The 15,954-nt window shown below is 46.6% G+C and carries 13 protein-coding genes; 9 read left to right on the forward strand and 4 right to left on the reverse strand.

Annotation, left to right across the window (positions count from 1 at the left end):
* The 4 genes from HA494_08945 to HA494_08960 all read right to left on the reverse strand — a co-directional run.
* Window positions 1–1,520 (reverse strand): molybdopterin-dependent oxidoreductase (locus HA494_08945; GenBank protein NHV97890.1); only part of this gene is annotated, 1,520 nt, incomplete at its 3' end.
* Window positions 1,521–1,780: 260 nt separating this feature from the next.
* Window positions 1,781–2,764, reverse strand: coding sequence for a branched-chain amino acid ABC transporter permease (locus tag HA494_08950; protein NHV97891.1), 984 nt, complete (start codon window positions 2,762–2,764; stop codon window positions 1,781–1,783).
* A 7-nt stretch (window positions 2,765–2,771) separates the two neighbouring features.
* Entirely contained in the window at window positions 2,772–3,635 is an 864-nt protein-coding gene (locus HA494_08955) for a branched-chain amino acid ABC transporter permease (protein NHV97892.1), read from the reverse strand.
* A 178-nt stretch (window positions 3,636–3,813) separates the two neighbouring features.
* Window positions 3,814–5,355 (reverse strand): ABC transporter substrate-binding protein, encoded by a 1,542-nt coding sequence (locus tag HA494_08960; protein NHV97893.1) that lies wholly within the window; start codon window positions 5,353–5,355, stop codon window positions 3,814–3,816.
* A 279-nt stretch (window positions 5,356–5,634) separates the two neighbouring features.
* Here HA494_08960 and HA494_08965 point away from each other — a divergent pair, with 279 nt between their 5' ends.
* The 9 genes from HA494_08965 to HA494_09005 all read left to right on the forward strand — a co-directional run bounded on the left by HA494_08965 (window position 5,635) and on the right by HA494_09005 (window position 15,950).
* A complete protein-coding gene (locus HA494_08965; GenBank protein ID NHV97894.1) occupies window positions 5,635–6,357 on the forward strand; it encodes an ABC transporter ATP-binding protein in 723 nt (240 codons plus the stop codon).
* 9 nt (window positions 6,358–6,366) lie between these two features.
* On the forward strand, window positions 6,367–7,074 hold the full coding sequence (locus HA494_08970; protein NHV97895.1) for an ABC transporter ATP-binding protein: 708 nt from the start codon (window positions 6,367–6,369) through the stop codon (window positions 7,072–7,074).
* A gap of 140 nt (window positions 7,075–7,214) precedes the next feature.
* Window positions 7,215–9,899 (forward strand): molybdopterin-dependent oxidoreductase, encoded by a 2,685-nt coding sequence (locus HA494_08975; protein ID NHV97896.1) that lies wholly within the window; start codon window positions 7,215–7,217, stop codon window positions 9,897–9,899.
* A gap of 1 nt (window position 9,900) precedes the next feature.
* Window positions 9,901–10,749, forward strand: coding sequence for a 4Fe-4S dicluster domain-containing protein (locus HA494_08980; GenBank protein ID NHV97897.1), 849 nt, complete (start codon window positions 9,901–9,903; stop codon window positions 10,747–10,749).
* Between the two features lie 69 nt (window positions 10,750–10,818).
* A complete protein-coding gene (locus HA494_08985; GenBank protein ID NHV97898.1) occupies window positions 10,819–11,100 on the forward strand; it encodes a hypothetical protein in 282 nt (93 codons plus the stop codon).
* Window positions 11,101–11,142: 42 nt separating this feature from the next.
* Window positions 11,143–13,737: a molybdopterin-dependent oxidoreductase gene (locus tag HA494_08990; GenBank protein NHV97899.1), complete on the forward strand. Its 2,595-nt coding sequence runs from the start codon at window positions 11,143–11,145 to the stop codon at window positions 13,735–13,737.
* 6 nt (window positions 13,738–13,743) lie between these two features.
* Window positions 13,744–14,595 (forward strand): oxidoreductase, encoded by an 852-nt coding sequence (locus HA494_08995; GenBank protein NHV97900.1) that lies wholly within the window; start codon window positions 13,744–13,746, stop codon window positions 14,593–14,595.
* Window positions 14,596–14,658: 63 nt separating this feature from the next.
* A complete protein-coding gene (locus tag HA494_09000; GenBank protein NHV97901.1) occupies window positions 14,659–15,003 on the forward strand; it encodes a cupin domain-containing protein in 345 nt (114 codons plus the stop codon).
* A gap of 80 nt (window positions 15,004–15,083) precedes the next feature.
* Window positions 15,084–15,950 (forward strand): cyclase family protein, encoded by an 867-nt coding sequence (locus HA494_09005; protein NHV97902.1) that lies wholly within the window; start codon window positions 15,084–15,086, stop codon window positions 15,948–15,950.
* Window positions 15,951–15,954 lie beyond the last annotated feature (4 nt).

A 15,954-nucleotide genomic window follows, 5' to 3' on the forward strand; every position in this document is an offset into this window, starting at 1 on the left:
ACAACGTGAAGTTCCAATCCAGGGTGTTTAAGGGCTTTATAGACGAGCTTTGTGTTGGCTGCGTAGACGAGCGGGTTACCTCCGAAGGTTATCAGACCCTTGATCGGGTAAGGTTTCCCAGTTATTATGGCGCGCCAGAGGTAAGGGATGGGTGGTTGGAACATGTGCCCAGACATGCATTGAGGAACGCCGTAGCGCTCTTTGTAGTACTTGCTGGTGATATCGTACTGGGGCCAACCTTGCACAGGATGCTCCAAGATGCCTAACTGCTTTCTTTTCATCTCCGGTGGGAGTTTGTCTTCGAGTTGGAGGTGTGCGTCTCTAATGAACTGTTTACCGTTTACAACCGGGCCTGGGTAGGTCATGTGGTCTCCGCCTATGACGTCCAGGTTTCCGGTTATCGCCCTGATTATCGTTTTGCAGAGCTCTGCTTCTGTTGAGTTGATGCCTATTTGGTCAAGAGCTACACCTCTGTATATGCAAGCAGGCCTTATACTGCCGTACATTCGTGCCGATTCAATGATCTTCTCCTTCGGTACCCAAGTTATCTTTTCAGCCCATTCTGGGGTGCAGGGCTCAACACGGTCAATGATCATCTGCCAAGCAGTCTTGCACTCTACTTCTCTGCCATCCGCTAACTTCACCTTGAACGTTCCCTTGAGTGCGGGCTTTGTACCCTTCGGCTCATACTCCATCTCCTGAGGGTTCCATATTGCTGGTCCACCTGTTACTGTATCCCACACAACGAACTTCTCCTTAGAGCCGCCTGGCTTCACATCGCTTTCGGTCAGCATCTTTCTCGGCTCAACCTGTACTAAAAATGGTGCGTTTGTCCACTTTTCGACAAATTGTTTATCGTAAAGCTCGTTCTCGATTATGTAGCGTATCCAAGCCATGAAGAGAGCGACATCGGTGCCTGGTCTGATCTGAAGCCAGACGTCTGAGTTTCTAGCTGACTCGGTCATTCTCGGGTCTATTGTGATAAGCTTGGTCTTCCCCGCTCTCTTTCTAGCCATTATCACGTGCCAGTGGAGGGGTAAAGATTCAGGCGGGTTTCTGCTCGCAAGCACTATTAGAGCTGCGTTAGCTATATCAGGCGTATGTGTGTTTGTGCCTAGCATACCGTATTGTATGGCGACGCAGTTTGTGGAGCAGATGGTTCCTGGTCCAAAAGTGTTCGCTGGGTTACCGTAGAGGTTGAGGAACCTTGCCCTAGCCCAGTATAAGTCAGATCTGTATGTGCCTTCGCATGTTGCTATCGCCTCTGGACCATATTTGTCTCTGATCTCTTTAAGCTTATCAGCTATTTCGTCGAGGGCTTGCTCCCAACCGATCCTTTGCCACTTGTTCTCACCTCTTTCACCTACCCTCTTTAAGGGGTAGAGTAGCTGCGCTGGGTGGTAAAGCCATTCAACTGAATGCGTAACCCTATCCTTGCATACGAACCCTCTGCTCACTGGATGGTTAGGATTTCCCTCAACCCTAACCAGCTTTCCTGTCTTTTTGTCTACGTAAGCCAACATGCCGCAGCGTACCCAACAGCAAGGCGCACCATTGTGTCCGCCAATAATTTTCACTTCAAGATCCTGCGATTCTGCCAACTTCACTATTACACCAGATGGTTATTGGTTCAATCTCTTATTTAAATTTTTACACACTCATCGAGTCCGTTAATGACTTATCTGAACGGCAATATGGTTCTTTTAAACTATGTTTCTTAAAATTAAGATTCTTATAAAATGTACCGTGCGGTTTTCCCTAGGTGGATAGCCTCAGCTTGTTACCTGATTTTGATTCTGCTTCTTATAAGTCCCCAGATTCCTTTGCGCGCTAGGAAGAAGATTATTAGAAATATCAGACCGAAGAAGATGAGATCCATTCCTGCTCTCCAGCCGAATATTACTCGGAGGTATTCGCCTACCCCGACTCTTATAACCGAACCTATTAATGGTCCTATGATGGTAGCGGCTCCTCCTATTATAGTTATTAGTACGGGTTCGATTGAAGTGAATAATGTGAGAACTCCGCCTGGATCCATGGCTGGGTCTATGTAAGAAATGTAGATAGCGTATAAAGAGCCAACAACTCCTGCGATGAAGCCGCTTATGAACATCGTGAACAATTTTAGCCTAAAGGCGTTTACGCCAAGTGTCATCGCAGCGTCTTCATCGTCTCTGATCGATCGCAATAGCAACCCGTAACGAGACTTTGATAGGGTATACACAGCGTAAAAGGAGAGAATCATTATGACAAGTGTGATATAGTAGTATGGCAGCTTTTCTGTAAAGTCTATGGTGAAGAATGGTGTTGTAATTGGTGGTGGTACTCTTATTGTGATCCCTATTGCTCCATTCGTAAATTCTGAGTTCATTACTATGAGCCTTGCAACTTCGGTTGCAGCTAACGTTGCTAAAGCAAAGTATGGGCCCCTTAGCCTAAAACATACGGCTCCAATCGCTATACCCAGTAGTGCTCCCACGAATCCTCCTAGAATGAGTGAAGGCCAAGGATTAGTTTTAAAATACTCTGTGTGCAGCGTAAGTATGCCAGCCGTATATGCGCCCATTCCGAAGAAGAGTGCGTGCCCTAGCGATGGTTGACCAGCGTATCCGGCTAGCAGGTTCCATGATTGAGCAAGGGCGGCGAACGAAAAGATAAGCACTATAATATGTAGGAGGTACGTGTGAGTGGCAATCTGTAGGGGTGCAATTAGCGCGATAATGATTAAAGCGATCAGTAGAATGGTTCTTAGACTTGGTTTCATAGCCAAATTACCCCCGTGTAAACAATCCTTTGGGTCTGAATATGAGTACCAATAGGAAAAGTATGAATCCCACAACCGGGGTTAGTGAGTAAGGAAGTTGTATAGTTGCTGCTGCTTGAACGATGCCTATGATGATGCCTCCGAAGATTGTGCCTGCGACGTTACCTAAGCCTGTGAAGACACAGATTATCAGAGCGTATAGTGTTAGGAGTATTCCGAGATATGGATAGATGTAGTAGATTAAGGCGAGAATCGCGCCTCCAGAACCTGCTAAGGCTATCCCTAAACCGCCTCCTATTAATCGAATCGTATTAGAACTTATGCCCAAGGATTCTGCTGCTTCTGGGTCTTGGCTTACAGCTCTAATTGCTACACCTATTTTGGTTCTTGATAGGAAGAGCTGTGTAAGAATTATTAGAATAATGGTTAACACAAACGCCACAACGTAGCTACCGCCTACGGAAATCGGGCCAAAGGAGTATTTACCAAACTCCACCGGGATGGTCCTATAGTCCCCGCCCCAAAATAGTAGCATAACGTTCTCCATGAATATAGATAGGCCGAACGTTAGGATGATGGATCCAAGTATTTCGCCGATGATGTGTTTAAACACAAATCGAGTTAAGATCATTCCAATGCAAAAGAACAATGCAAAAGAAATCGGTATCGATAGAAGTGGTGATATATTGTATAATGTGAATAGCCAGAAGGATGTGAACATTCCTAACACAGCGAAGTCGCCGTGTGCCAAGTTTTTGATACCCATTACTCCGAAGATTAGGCTCATGCCCATCGCTATAGTCGCGTATATGGCTCCAAGCATAAGCCCGTGTACAACAATACTTGATAGCAGATCTCCTAAAACTACCATACTGCTGAAGGTTCTTTCTTTGGTATTTAAAAGGTTTACTCTGTGTTAGAGCTCGCTTCTCACAGAACCGATAAAATTTATAATTTCGTGCAGCACTCTGCTCAAATTATTTACTCAGCAAATAGTCAAAAAGATGGATGAGGGAGCGATGGTGTGCGCTCCCTTTTATGGTAAGGCGTTATTTGGGTGGAAGCAGAGGATCAGCCACTTTGTAGACTGGTGAGTAGACTGTGCGGAAGGTGAGACCTTGGGCTGACCAAAGGTCTGTCGGTTTTGCGGGCTGTATCTGGATTATCGTGCAGCCCATCGTAGGCCCGGTTAACGAATACGCTAGTTGCCCGTTTGCTTCAAAGTAGAGTTCCCCGGTCCAATCTAGGTAGAATTTCATCGTGGCAAGACCGTTTCTAATCATCTCTCGGATCGCTGTGACGTCGTCGTTCGCGAACATCTGTTTCACTTTGTCAGGGTTCTCCTCAGCTGCTTTCTCAATGAGTTCTTTAAGTATATACATCCCGGCATACCCGGTCCAGCCTTGGAAGTCTGGAGGATATCCGTACCTAGCCATGAAAGCTTTAGCAACCCTAAGTCCTGCGTCTGCGCTTGGATAGTTCCTGTCCCACCAGTATTCGTTTGCTACGAACCAGTATGCGACGTTTTCGCCAGCCAGCTCGATGAGCGCAGGGGTCTGCATACCTGCGCCGCCTATGCTTACCCATATTGGGTTGAAACCTATCTCCTTAGACTGTTTGGCGATCAAAACGGTGTCTGTTAAGTAGCCAGACGCCGCAACCACATCGGGGTTCAAAGCCTTTAGCTTCTCAAGTACTGGTTTGAAGTCTAGTGCACCGGCAGTGTAGGCTTCAGCAGCGACTATCTCCCACTTCAGACCTTTTCCTTCGACCATCTTTAGGAATTCATTCTTATCCGATACACCCATAAGGGTGTTTTCATGAAGCACCGCGACTTTCAGCGGTCTTCCTAACTTCAGCATCGGTTCAAGCTGCTTACTCATGAATTCTGTGACCACAAGGGAGAACATTGTGCTGTTCGGAGGTGTCTTGAACCAGTATTTCCAACCTTGCTCACAAAGCTCCTTAGCCGATGATCCGATAGAGAGAACAGGGGTCTTATACTTCTCTGCAGTCGGCATAGCAGCCATTGCAGCACTGCTTGTGAAGTATCCCCTCAGAACGTGTACCTTATTCACCGTAATCACCTTCTCTGTAGCGGTTACAGCAACCTTAGGATCTCCGGCGAAATCCTCAACAACAAGCTTAATCTTAGCCCCCAATATGCCGCCCGCCTCATTTATCTCATCAGTCGCTAAGAGCGCACCGCGATACCCAGATTGACCGAAGGCAGCCAAGCCGCCTGAGAGAGGTAAGACTATGCCTACTCTGAGCTCATATCCCTCCAAGATCGGCTTTGCTGGTGTGGCGGTTGTCGCTACTGTCGTTGTCACGGTGGTTGTTACTGTTCTTGTTACTGTGGTTGTTGTTGGAGGCGCTGTTGCGGTTACGGTTGTTGTATATGGTGCTCCTGGTGCTAGGGTTGTTGATGTAACCGTCTGTGTCAGAGTTTCACGACGAGTTTCTGTAACCGTCTGTGTCACAGTTGTGGTTGTGACTTGACTTGCCCCACCAAGGTAGCCTCCTACACCAGCAATGATGATAAGGACTATGGCGACTGCTGCGATAACACGTGTGCTAACCAAAGCCATCACGCACAGATTTATCGTATCCGCTACTATATTAATTTAACTGTCATGCTGCTTTGTTGCACGATTTAACCGCCAAGCAGACGTAAAAGGAAAGAAATAAAATCCTAGAGGATAGCCTGTAGACAATTCAGATTGAGCACTAACTAAGAGTTTCATCTGCTTGTCCTAAGCAGCACAAGATATTCGCCTTGATCACCATACCTCGATGGTACTGACATCTTTATAGACTACTGATTAAAAATATATAAATCCGTGTGAAAGATGGTAAGTCGAGATACTTTGGCGTTATTAGAAGTCAATGAGCTACGCAAGAACTTTGGCGGTGTGGTAGCTTTAAGCAAGGTTGAACTAAAAGTCGACAAAGGGGAAATAGTGGGCCTCATCGGACCAAATGGTGCAGGCAAAACAACTCTTTATAATTGCATAACTGGCTTCTATAAGCCTACATCCGGCAGAGTAATGTTCGACGGCAAAGACATCACAGGTTTACCAAGCCATAAAATATGCAAACTAGGAATAGCAAGAACCTTCCAAATCCCCCGCCCATTTATGACTCTTACACTATTTGAAAACGTTATGGTAGGCGCGTTAGGGATAGGCATGACGCTAAAGGAAGCAAATGAACACGCTAAGAAGATAATAGGCTTCCTTATGCTAGATGATTACGCTAATCAACCCATAGGTAAGTTAAACTTCAACTATAGAAGGCGTTGCGAGATGGCTAGAGCGTTAGCAACCAAACCTAAACTCCTTATGTTTGATGAAACATTCGCTGGTTTAAACCCGAGAGAAACAGATGACATGATAGAAACAGTTAAGAAAATCCATAAAGAAGGTACAACGATTATGTTAACGGAGCACGTGATGAAGGTTGTTATGTCATTAGCGGAGCGAATACTTGTGCTTCACCAGGGTACTCTGATAGCTGAGGGGCCACCAGCGAAGATCTCAACCGACGCTAACGTGATAGAAGCCTATTTAGGTAGGATGCCTACCACGTAGGTGGTTTACATGCTAGAAGTAGAAAATATTGATGCAGCATACGGAAGCCTACAGGTCTTATGGGATGTCAGTCTAAAGATATCAGAAGGAGAGATGGTTTCGGTCATTGGAAGCAACGGAGCCGGTAAAACAACCTTGTTAAGAACCATAGGCGGACTACTATACCCGAAGAAGGGCAGAATAAAGTTCTTCAACAACGATATCACAACCTCTAAACCTACGGTAAGAGCAGCACACGGCATCGCACACGTCATGGAAGGAAGAAGGCTCTTTCCGCAACTAACTGTAGAAGAAAATCTAAAAATGGGCGCCTACCTTTCAGAAGCTTGGAAGAAGCGGCACGAAACTATCGAGACGGTATTTGAACTCTTCCCCAGACTAAAAGAGAGGAGGAAGCAGTTAGCTGGAACATTGAGCGGCGGTGAACAGCAGATGCTCGCGATCGGCAGAGCTCTGATGATGAGACCCAAATTACTCCTACTAGATGAACCTTCTCTCGGCATTGCTCCTAAATTAGCCTTATCTATATTTGATACTATAAAAAAGATAAATTATAGAGAGAAAACCGCTATCCTACTAGTCGAACAGAATGTATACCTCTCCCTACAACTCACGCAAAGAGCGTACGTAATCGAGAACGGGAGAATAGTTTTAGAGGGAATGTCCGAAAAACTCTTGGAAAATCCAGAAGTAAAAAAGAGTTATCTAGGGAAGTAAAACTCCACACTACACCGTAAGAAGATGGCTCTATTTATCAATCTCAGAGTACTTGATTAAGCACCTTCTGCGATTCAACGAGAACTGGTCGTAGAAATCTTCATATATCAATTATTGCAGCTTAAGGTGATGAGCTGAAATTGGAAATTAAATCTTCTCAACAAAAGGGTCCGAGCTCGAATTCTCCACAATCTAAGGCTGAAACCGATCCTCCATATAGGGTTGAACACCTACCCTCTGGATTAGGCGGCTTTTGCTACTCCCCTCCTCCGATGGAGGTGCACGTCAAGGATAACCATATAGTAAGGATCTTACCCTGCCATTTTCCAGAGGAGACGAGGGTTTGGGAGATCAAGACAGATCGAGGCTTGTTTACAAGACCGAAGAAAGCAGTCCCCCATCCTCAAATGTTAGCTTATCGAAACCGCGTCTACACACCTACTAGAGTTAAGTACCCTATGAAGAGGGTTGATTGGAGCCCAGATAACCCTAACCCCCAAAACAGAGGTAAGTCTGGTTACGTCAGAATCTCCTGGGACGAAGCCATCGATATAGTCGTCAAAATGATCAAAAGGATTAAGGAGAAGTACGGTGACTGCACACCAATATTAGTACAGGGCGATGGGCACGGGCAATCAGGCTTTCTGCACACCATGCACTTCTACGGCCATATGCTATTTGACAAGCTAGGTTTCGGATGGACTCAGCAGATCAGAAACCCAGACAGCTGGGAGGGCTACTATTGGGGAGCAAAACTTGTGTGGGGTTTTGATCCGACCCTCGGTGAACCATACACAGACGGCGTTTGGGAGAACGTTCTACAACATGGTGAAGTCGTTATATTCTCAGGGTGTGATCCAGAAACAACGGCTGCTGGCTTCAGCTCCCACGCCACACATCTATGTGAAGCACTAAAAAAGGCAGGGATTAAGATAATAGCAATATCACCGGACCTAAATTATAGCGAAGCAGTTTGGGCCGATAAGTGGATCCCAATAAACCCCAATACAGACGCAGCACTATACCTAGCCTTAGCATATGTATGGATCAAGGAGAATCTCTATGACAAAGATTACGTTCAGAGATGCTGCATAGGCTTCGAAGGTTTTATGAAACACGTGCTTGGAGAAGATGATGGTGTTCCAAAGACGCCTGAATGGGCTGAGAAGATAACAGGCGTACCCGCATGGGAGATAAAGGCTCTAGCAAGAGTTTGGGCTAGCAAGAAGACGTCTCTAGCGGTCGTCTACGGTGGCTCTAAGATTAGGGGCCCATACTCCCATATCCCCGGTAGAATGGAAGCATATGCTCTTGCTATGCAAGGGCTGGGGAAAGATGGTAGACAATTCTTGAGATTCTGGATCTCATCTAGATTAAATGTAAAGGATATCGCGCCATTACCCGTCTATCCTGATGTGTTGACAGAGGCGCGTACCTACATCCCCAGAACCGCTTACGCCTTTAAGGTTCAGCCTCCGCCAGCGATACCACTCATAAAAACCCTGGTTCCAGACGCGATACTAAATCCCCCTGTGACGTGGTGGTGCTCTGGCGCTCAAATGAACACGATGCAAGACCTCTTTGTGAAGTATAGATACCCTCCGGTAGATGGGCATCCTGGTATCAGAATGATATGGAACGAAAATGGCTGCTACACGACCTGCTGGCACGGATACCAGTTCATCGAAGCTTTGAGAAGCCCGAAGATCGAGTTTCATCTAGTGATCCACCCGTGGTTTGAAAACGATGCCCTGTTTGCGGATCTAATTTTGCCTGGACTGACTGATTTTGAGGTGGATGATCTAGTGGTTAGCGCAAGGTCTGAAATCATCGGCTTAGTGTACCACGAAAGGATTATTGAACCGATTGGTGAATCAAAGAGCGACTACGAAATTCATAGGATGATTGCAGAGAGGCTGGCAAAGGAGTTCAATAAGCCTGAGCTGCTTCAAGCCTTTCCAGAGCCTGAAGTCGTTCTCAAGGAGTTCTATGAGAAGACATTAGCCTGCAGAAAGTATGGCATAAGCTGGGAAGAGTTCAAGAAGAGCAAGAAACTTATCATCTACAGCCACCCATCCTGGGAAGAGTGGGTTGAAATCAAGAAGAGGTACGGATACGAGGCATACGATTGCTTCATGGGTAAATTCTACAAGAACGGCTCAGGCTTAGAAACGCCTAGCAGCAAAATAGAGTTTCAATCACAATTAGCTTTGAAGCACGCACCCAACGATCCCGAAAGACCACCTATAGCTAAATGGATTGAGCACCACGAGTTGCCAACTTCAGCAAAAAGCCAGAAGTACCCGTTCCTCTTATGCTCAAACCACCCAAGGTATAGGTTTCATTCACAAGGAGACGAAATAATGTGGTTAAGGGAGGCATACAGAGTCAAAGGAGAGGACGGTTACCTCTACGAGGCTGTTTGGATTCACCCTTCTGACGCTGAGAGACTAAGGGTAAAGACCGGCGATGTTGTAATGATTTATAACGATTTAGGCTCTGTTCTTGCAGGGGTCTTGGTTACAGAGAAGATCAAACCAGGTGTGATATCCATAGATCACGGTGCAAGGTTAGATCCGCTTAGCGTCGAAGACAGGATCGATAGAGGTGGTGCGATAGACCTCTTAACGCCAACACCATCCTTCAAATATAAGAGAGGTGAAGAGATTAGGGTTCCCGAACAGGTCTGCTCAGGATTCTTGGTTGGGGTTAAAAAAGTTGACCTCGAAGAGCTGAAGAAGAAATATCCTCAAGCATTCACGAGGAAGATGCATCCCATTATGGGTCCGATAACAGAGGCTTACCTAACTGAGGAGGTGAGGTGAAATGGGCAAGGTCTTTGTCATTGATGTCGAAAAATGCATAGGTTGTTTAAGCTGCGTAGTCGCTTGCAAAGATGAGTTCGTAACCAATGATTGGACCCCATACTCTAAACCTCAACCCGAATATGGAGCCTTCTGGATTAGGGTAGATGCGCAAGAGAGAGGAACCACGCCTAAAGTCAAAGTAACTTATACTCCAGTCCCTTGCATGCACTGCGACAACGCACCCTGCATTAAAGCTTGCCCAGTTAACGCGATTACTAAACGCGCCGACGGAATAGTGCTGATTGAACCGGATATATGTAACGGCTGCAAGTCATTAGACGCAGGACCACTTTGTATGAAAGCCTGTCCATACGACGTTATTTACTTCAACGACCAATTGGGAATCGCTCAGAAATGCACATTTTGTGCTCATCTGCTAGACGATCCTAACTGGAGATATGGACCCCGATGCTATGACGCCTGCCCAATCGAGGCCATAATATATGGAGAAGAAAACGACCCGAAAATCAGGGAACTAATCAATAGAGCAAAGACCCTTTATCCCGAGTATAATGCTCAGCCAAGGGTATATTACTTGAATCTACCTCAACCCTTTATCACAGGGAGCTTGGTGGACCCTGATCTAAAAGAAGCAATTGCGAACGCCAAGGTAACCGCAATAGATCTATACACATCCGAAAAGCTTGAAGCTTACACAGACGAGTTTGGAGACTTCTGGCTTAAGAATCTGAAGTGGAACCACAGATATCTTGTTGAGATCGAAAAAGAAGGGTACAAGAAGAAGACGTTAGGCATATACATAACAAACCGCGATCTAAACCTACAAATCATAAACTTAAGGAGGTAAAAGATCCATCTAAAGAAAACCTTAAATAAGAAAAACGGGGAATTTAAACATCCAGAGGTAGGTTGTGATATGGAAAAGCTTGAGGATTATAGAACAGGGACTTTAGACTCTTACCTTAATGACCCCACCTTCGGCAAAACCTTCAAGGAGATCCTAAGGTTCTGCACCACTCCAAGAACAAAAGATGAGATCGAGAAGTATGTCGAGAAAGATTTAGGAGTCACATATGAGAAGTATAAGGTCTTCGCAGGCTACTTCATAGGAGCACTAGAAGCTTCCGGAGGCCTACGCTGGGATAAAGAGAGCAGAAAATGGGTAGCTACCGAAGTAGGTAAGAAGGCGGTTTCTTGATTACGATAAGCGTGGTCAAGAAGAAGTAGGGGATCAATAGGATTGGAGCATACTACAGATGTTAAGGTGTGTTATGTTAGCCACGGGTTAGGGGGGCTCTCAGGCTCAGCAGAACCGTTGGAAGTTCACGTTAAAAACGGCAAAATACTGAGGATAAAGCCTCTCCATTTCGAGGGAGTTAGGCTCTACGAGATAAAGGCAAGAGGGAAACGCTTTACCCAACCTGCTAAAACACTCCCCTACTGGGTAAGCCTAGCATACAAGAAACGCGTTTATTCGCCGAATAGAGTCAAGTATCCGTTAAAGAGGGTAGACTGGAGCCCTGAAAATAGGAACCCGCAGAATAGGGGGAAGAGTGGGTTTGTCAGGATAAGTTGGGAGGAAGCCCTTGATATAATCGAGAAGGAATTAAAGAGAATAAAGGAAACATACGGGTTATGGTCTGTGCTTGTGCAAGACGACGGTCACGGGCAAGGAGGAGCGGTACAGACACCCCATGGTATCCACCACGAACTTTTCCGCCAGCTCGGCGGCTGGACCCAGCAGGTTAGAAACCCAGATAGCTGGGAGGGCTACTATTGGGGTGCAAAGCACATTTGGGGGATGGAGGGACCGCACGCAGGGCTTCCACACCAAGACGCAATCTTTGATGATATTTTAGAGAATACTGAGGTGCTGATATTTACAGGGTGTGATCCAGAGTCTACGGTTGCTGGCTTCGCTGGTCAGATCGGAAGTATTATGTGCAGATGGTTTAAGGAAGCTGGAATAAAGATAGTTGCCATATCTCCCGACTGCAACTTTGCCAACGCCATTCACGCTGACAAGTGGATCCCTATAAGACCAAACACAGATGGAGCGCTTTATCTAGCGATCGCCTACCTCTGGATAAAGGCTGGAACATACGACAAGAACTTCCTTCAGACTCACTGCGTCGGCTTCGACGATTTTCGTAGATATGTGATGGGTGAGGAAGATGGAGTGCCGAAGACACCTGAGTGGGCTGAGAGAATAACTGGCATACCTACTAGAACAATAAAGGCGTTAGCTAAAACTTGGTTTAAGAAGCGAACCTCTCTAGCGCTCTGGTTTGGAGGACCGAAGATCAGAGGCCCATACGCCCACGAGCTGGCCAGACTAGAGGTAATATGTTTGGCTATGCAAGGAGTAGGGAAACCTGGGAGACAGCTGCTTAGAGGTTTCTATCCAGCTGCTACAGGGAAGAACTTGGCACCTATTCCACAGTACCCAGAGACCACAAGATCATTCGTCGGCAGCACTGTAGCTAGATACACCGTTGCAGCCATTTCCCCGGTAATTGTGCCAAAGGTGCTTGTAGCCGATGCGATTCTGAACCCTCCAGTAACTTGGTACGGTACGGGTGCAATAGCAGCGCCGAGAGAGGATCAGTTTAGGAAGTACACTTTCCCACCCGAAGGTCATCCAGGTATACGCATGATCTGGAACGCCAACTGCTGTTATATCACGTGTTGGAATAGTAAGATAATAGAGGCTTATAGGAGCCCAAAGATAGAGTTCATAGTTGCTGTGACCCCATGGCTTGAGAATGAGGCAATGTTCGCCGATATAATACTCCCGGCGCAGACGATCTTTGAACACGAAGACTTGGTAATGACGACTAGAGCGGCGGTAAGTGCAACAGCTTATCAAGAAAGGTGTATAGAGCCGATAGGCGAATCAAAGAGCGATTACGAAATATGCCGCTTAGTAGCACAGAGAATGGGGATCGGAGACGCTTTTCCACCTCCTGAAGAGCTTATGAAGAGGATGTATGAATCAACATTTGCGTACACGAAATATGGGATAAGTTGGGAGGAGTTTAAGAAGAGGAAGATCTTTATCCCAGACCACCCTACCTGGGAGGAGTGGAAACAGATCCAAAAGGATATCGAAGCCAAATATGGTCTTACCTGGGGCTCCAGACCGGGGTTGACCTGGTTCTACGAGTTGCCTGAAGGAAAGGGGCTTGAAACCCCAACTGGCAAACTGGAGATAGTCTCTACCGGGCTAGCTAAACACTTCCCAAATGATGACGAAAGACCACCTCTACCACACTATATACCGTATGGTGAAACTCATCAAGAAAGCCTCCTCCACCCAAGAGCTAAAAGATACACACTACTATTATTCTCAAACCATCCTAAATGGAGGTTCCACGCGCAAGGAGATGATATAACTTGGATAAGGGAGGTACCTACTTGTAAAGTAAGAGGCCCTGACGGCTACCTCTACGAGCCCCTATGGATCCACCCTGCTGATGCAGAGAAAAGGGGGATAAAGAGTGGTGACATAGTTAAAGTTTATAACGAACGCGGGACGGTGCTGTGCGGAGCCTATGTGACGGAGCGGGTAATGCCCGGTACAGTCCATGTGCACCACGGATCTAGGGCTGATCTAATATCTCTAGACCCGCTTATAGATAGAGGTGGAGCGATCGATCTAATCGTCCCACACAAACCTATGTCAAGAAACACGGTCGGTCAAGTCTGCAGCGGCATCCTCGTTGAGGTAGAAAAAGCGAACATCGATGAGCTTATGAAGAAATATCCGCAAGCATTTACTCGCCCAGCACATCCGAATCTAGGACCATATCACGAAACTTGGGTTATGGGGTGACCAAAAATGGGGAAAGCCTTAGTGATAGACGTAGCTAAGTGTGTGGGTTGTTACTGCTGCCAGATAGCGTGTAAGGATGAGCACGTCGATAACGACTGGAGCCCGTATGCGAAGCCTCAGCCAGACACAGGACACTTCTGGCTGAAGGTGAATGAGGTTGAGAGGGGCACTACACCTAAGGTTAAGGTGACTTACATACCGTATCTATGTATGCACTGCGATAACCCGCCCTGCATCCCAGCCTGCCCGGTGAGGGCTATAACTAAGAGAGCAGACGGCATTGTCCTCATCAACCCAGATAGATGTGATGGATGCGTAGCGAGGGAGAGCGGACCACTATGCATCAAAGCCTGCCCCTACGACGTAATCTACTTTAACAAGCAGCTCAAAATCGCTCAGAAGTGCACACTCTGCGCCCACATACTCGATGGTGTAGACCCGCTCGTCAAAATTCCTAGATGTGTTGAGGTGTGTCCTCATAATGTCATAATGTTTGGAGAATATAGTGAGCTAAAGGATCTAATCGATAAGGCTGAAGTTATGAAGCCTGAGGCTAACGCCCAACCGAGAGTATACTACCTTAACCTACCTAAACCATTCATAGCCGGCGAAGTCTACGACCCCGAGCTCGATGAAGAGATCGAAGGAGCGAAGGTTACTGCAACAGACCTAACTACCGGGAAGACCTATAACGCAGAAACAGACGAATTCGGAGACTTCTGGCTCCAGAACTTGGAGAAAGATCACAGGTATAAACTCACAGTAGAAAAGGATGGTTACATCACGTGGGCTCTAGATGAAATAAAGGCGGAGAGGGACATCAACCTAGGGGAGATCCCTCTTCTGAAAAAGAGGTAACCAGACTCCGCATCTCCATACTAGAGGATAAGTTAAATAGTAAGCTAGGGGATAGTCAGCGCTATGATAAAGGTAAAGTTCGATGATGTAAAGCCATACGAAGCGCCTGGGCACTTCAATATGATTGCTTTTAGGCTTCAGCATAAAGATACCACAGGTGCAGAAAAATTTTGGGTGGGGCTATCACACTTCTTACCCGGCGGAGGCGCGGAGATGTCAGCTAGCAACGTGGAGCGGGTTTATGTGATGCTTGCTGGGAAAATGACCGTTGTGACAGAAGATGGTAAGGAGATAGTACTCGAACCTTATGATTCGCTCCTCATCCCTAAGGGCGAAAAACGCGCGCTAATAAATAAAACAAAACAGCCCGCTACTATGCTAGTCATCTGCAGCTACCCTGAGAAATAACAGAAAGAGAAGCGCTATATGTTGAGCAAGCGAAAAATAGAAATATGGAGTGGTATCATAAACAATTGGTGAGTGATTGTATGAGTGACGATATACTTGAAAGATACCTCCACGGATTCTTAGATAAAAGTGCGCTAGGAAGCCCGCAAGAAGCTCTGAAAAAACCCATTGTAAAGATCTTTGGGAAGGAGGTCGAAGTCTACGACCTTACGCAGCCCTTCGGCGCAGCAACCCCCACCTGGCCTTATGCAGCGGAAAACGCGGAGGTTATAAGAATGCGCTCTCACGCAAGAGACCGGGTTCTGGCGCAGAAAATCAGCCACAGTATGCACATGGCAACCCATATGGATGCACCTGTACATGTTGAGGAAGGCTATCCATCGATCGATCAAATGCCATTAGAGCGGTACATTGGTGATGGTGTAGTTGTCTCCATTCCAAAGAAGGAATGGGAAGTAATTACGCCTGCTGACCTAGAGAAGGCTGAGCCAGCAATAGAAGAGGGTGATATAGTAATTATCAACTCTGGTTGGCACCACTATTATGGAGACAGCGTAAGATACTTCTGCTACGCACCAGGTCTCTACAAGGAGGCAGCAGAATGGTTTGTGAAGAAGAAGGTTAAGGGTGTCGGAGTCGACCAGCAAGCTATGGATCACCCGCTAGGTACGCGACTCGTTCAGACAGGCGGCGGATACCCACCTCTTGCACCTTGGCTAATCGACCTCTATAAGAAGAAGACTGGAAGAGATGTTTACCAAGACTTCCCATATTGGGAGCCCTGCCACAGAATACTCTACACACACGGCATCTTCGGCATCGAAAACCTCGGAGGGGAGCTGGATAAGGTTACGGGTAAACGATGCGTGATAGCTGCTTTCCCGCTCAAATGGGTCGGCGGCGACGGCTCGATGGTTCGTGTAGTAGCTATCGTGGAGAAAAAATGAAGGA

It is taken from the genome of Nitrososphaerota archaeon (assembly GCA_011605775.1).
Classification (GTDB): Archaea; Thermoproteota; Nitrososphaeria; order Nitrososphaerales; family JAAOZN01; genus JAAOZN01.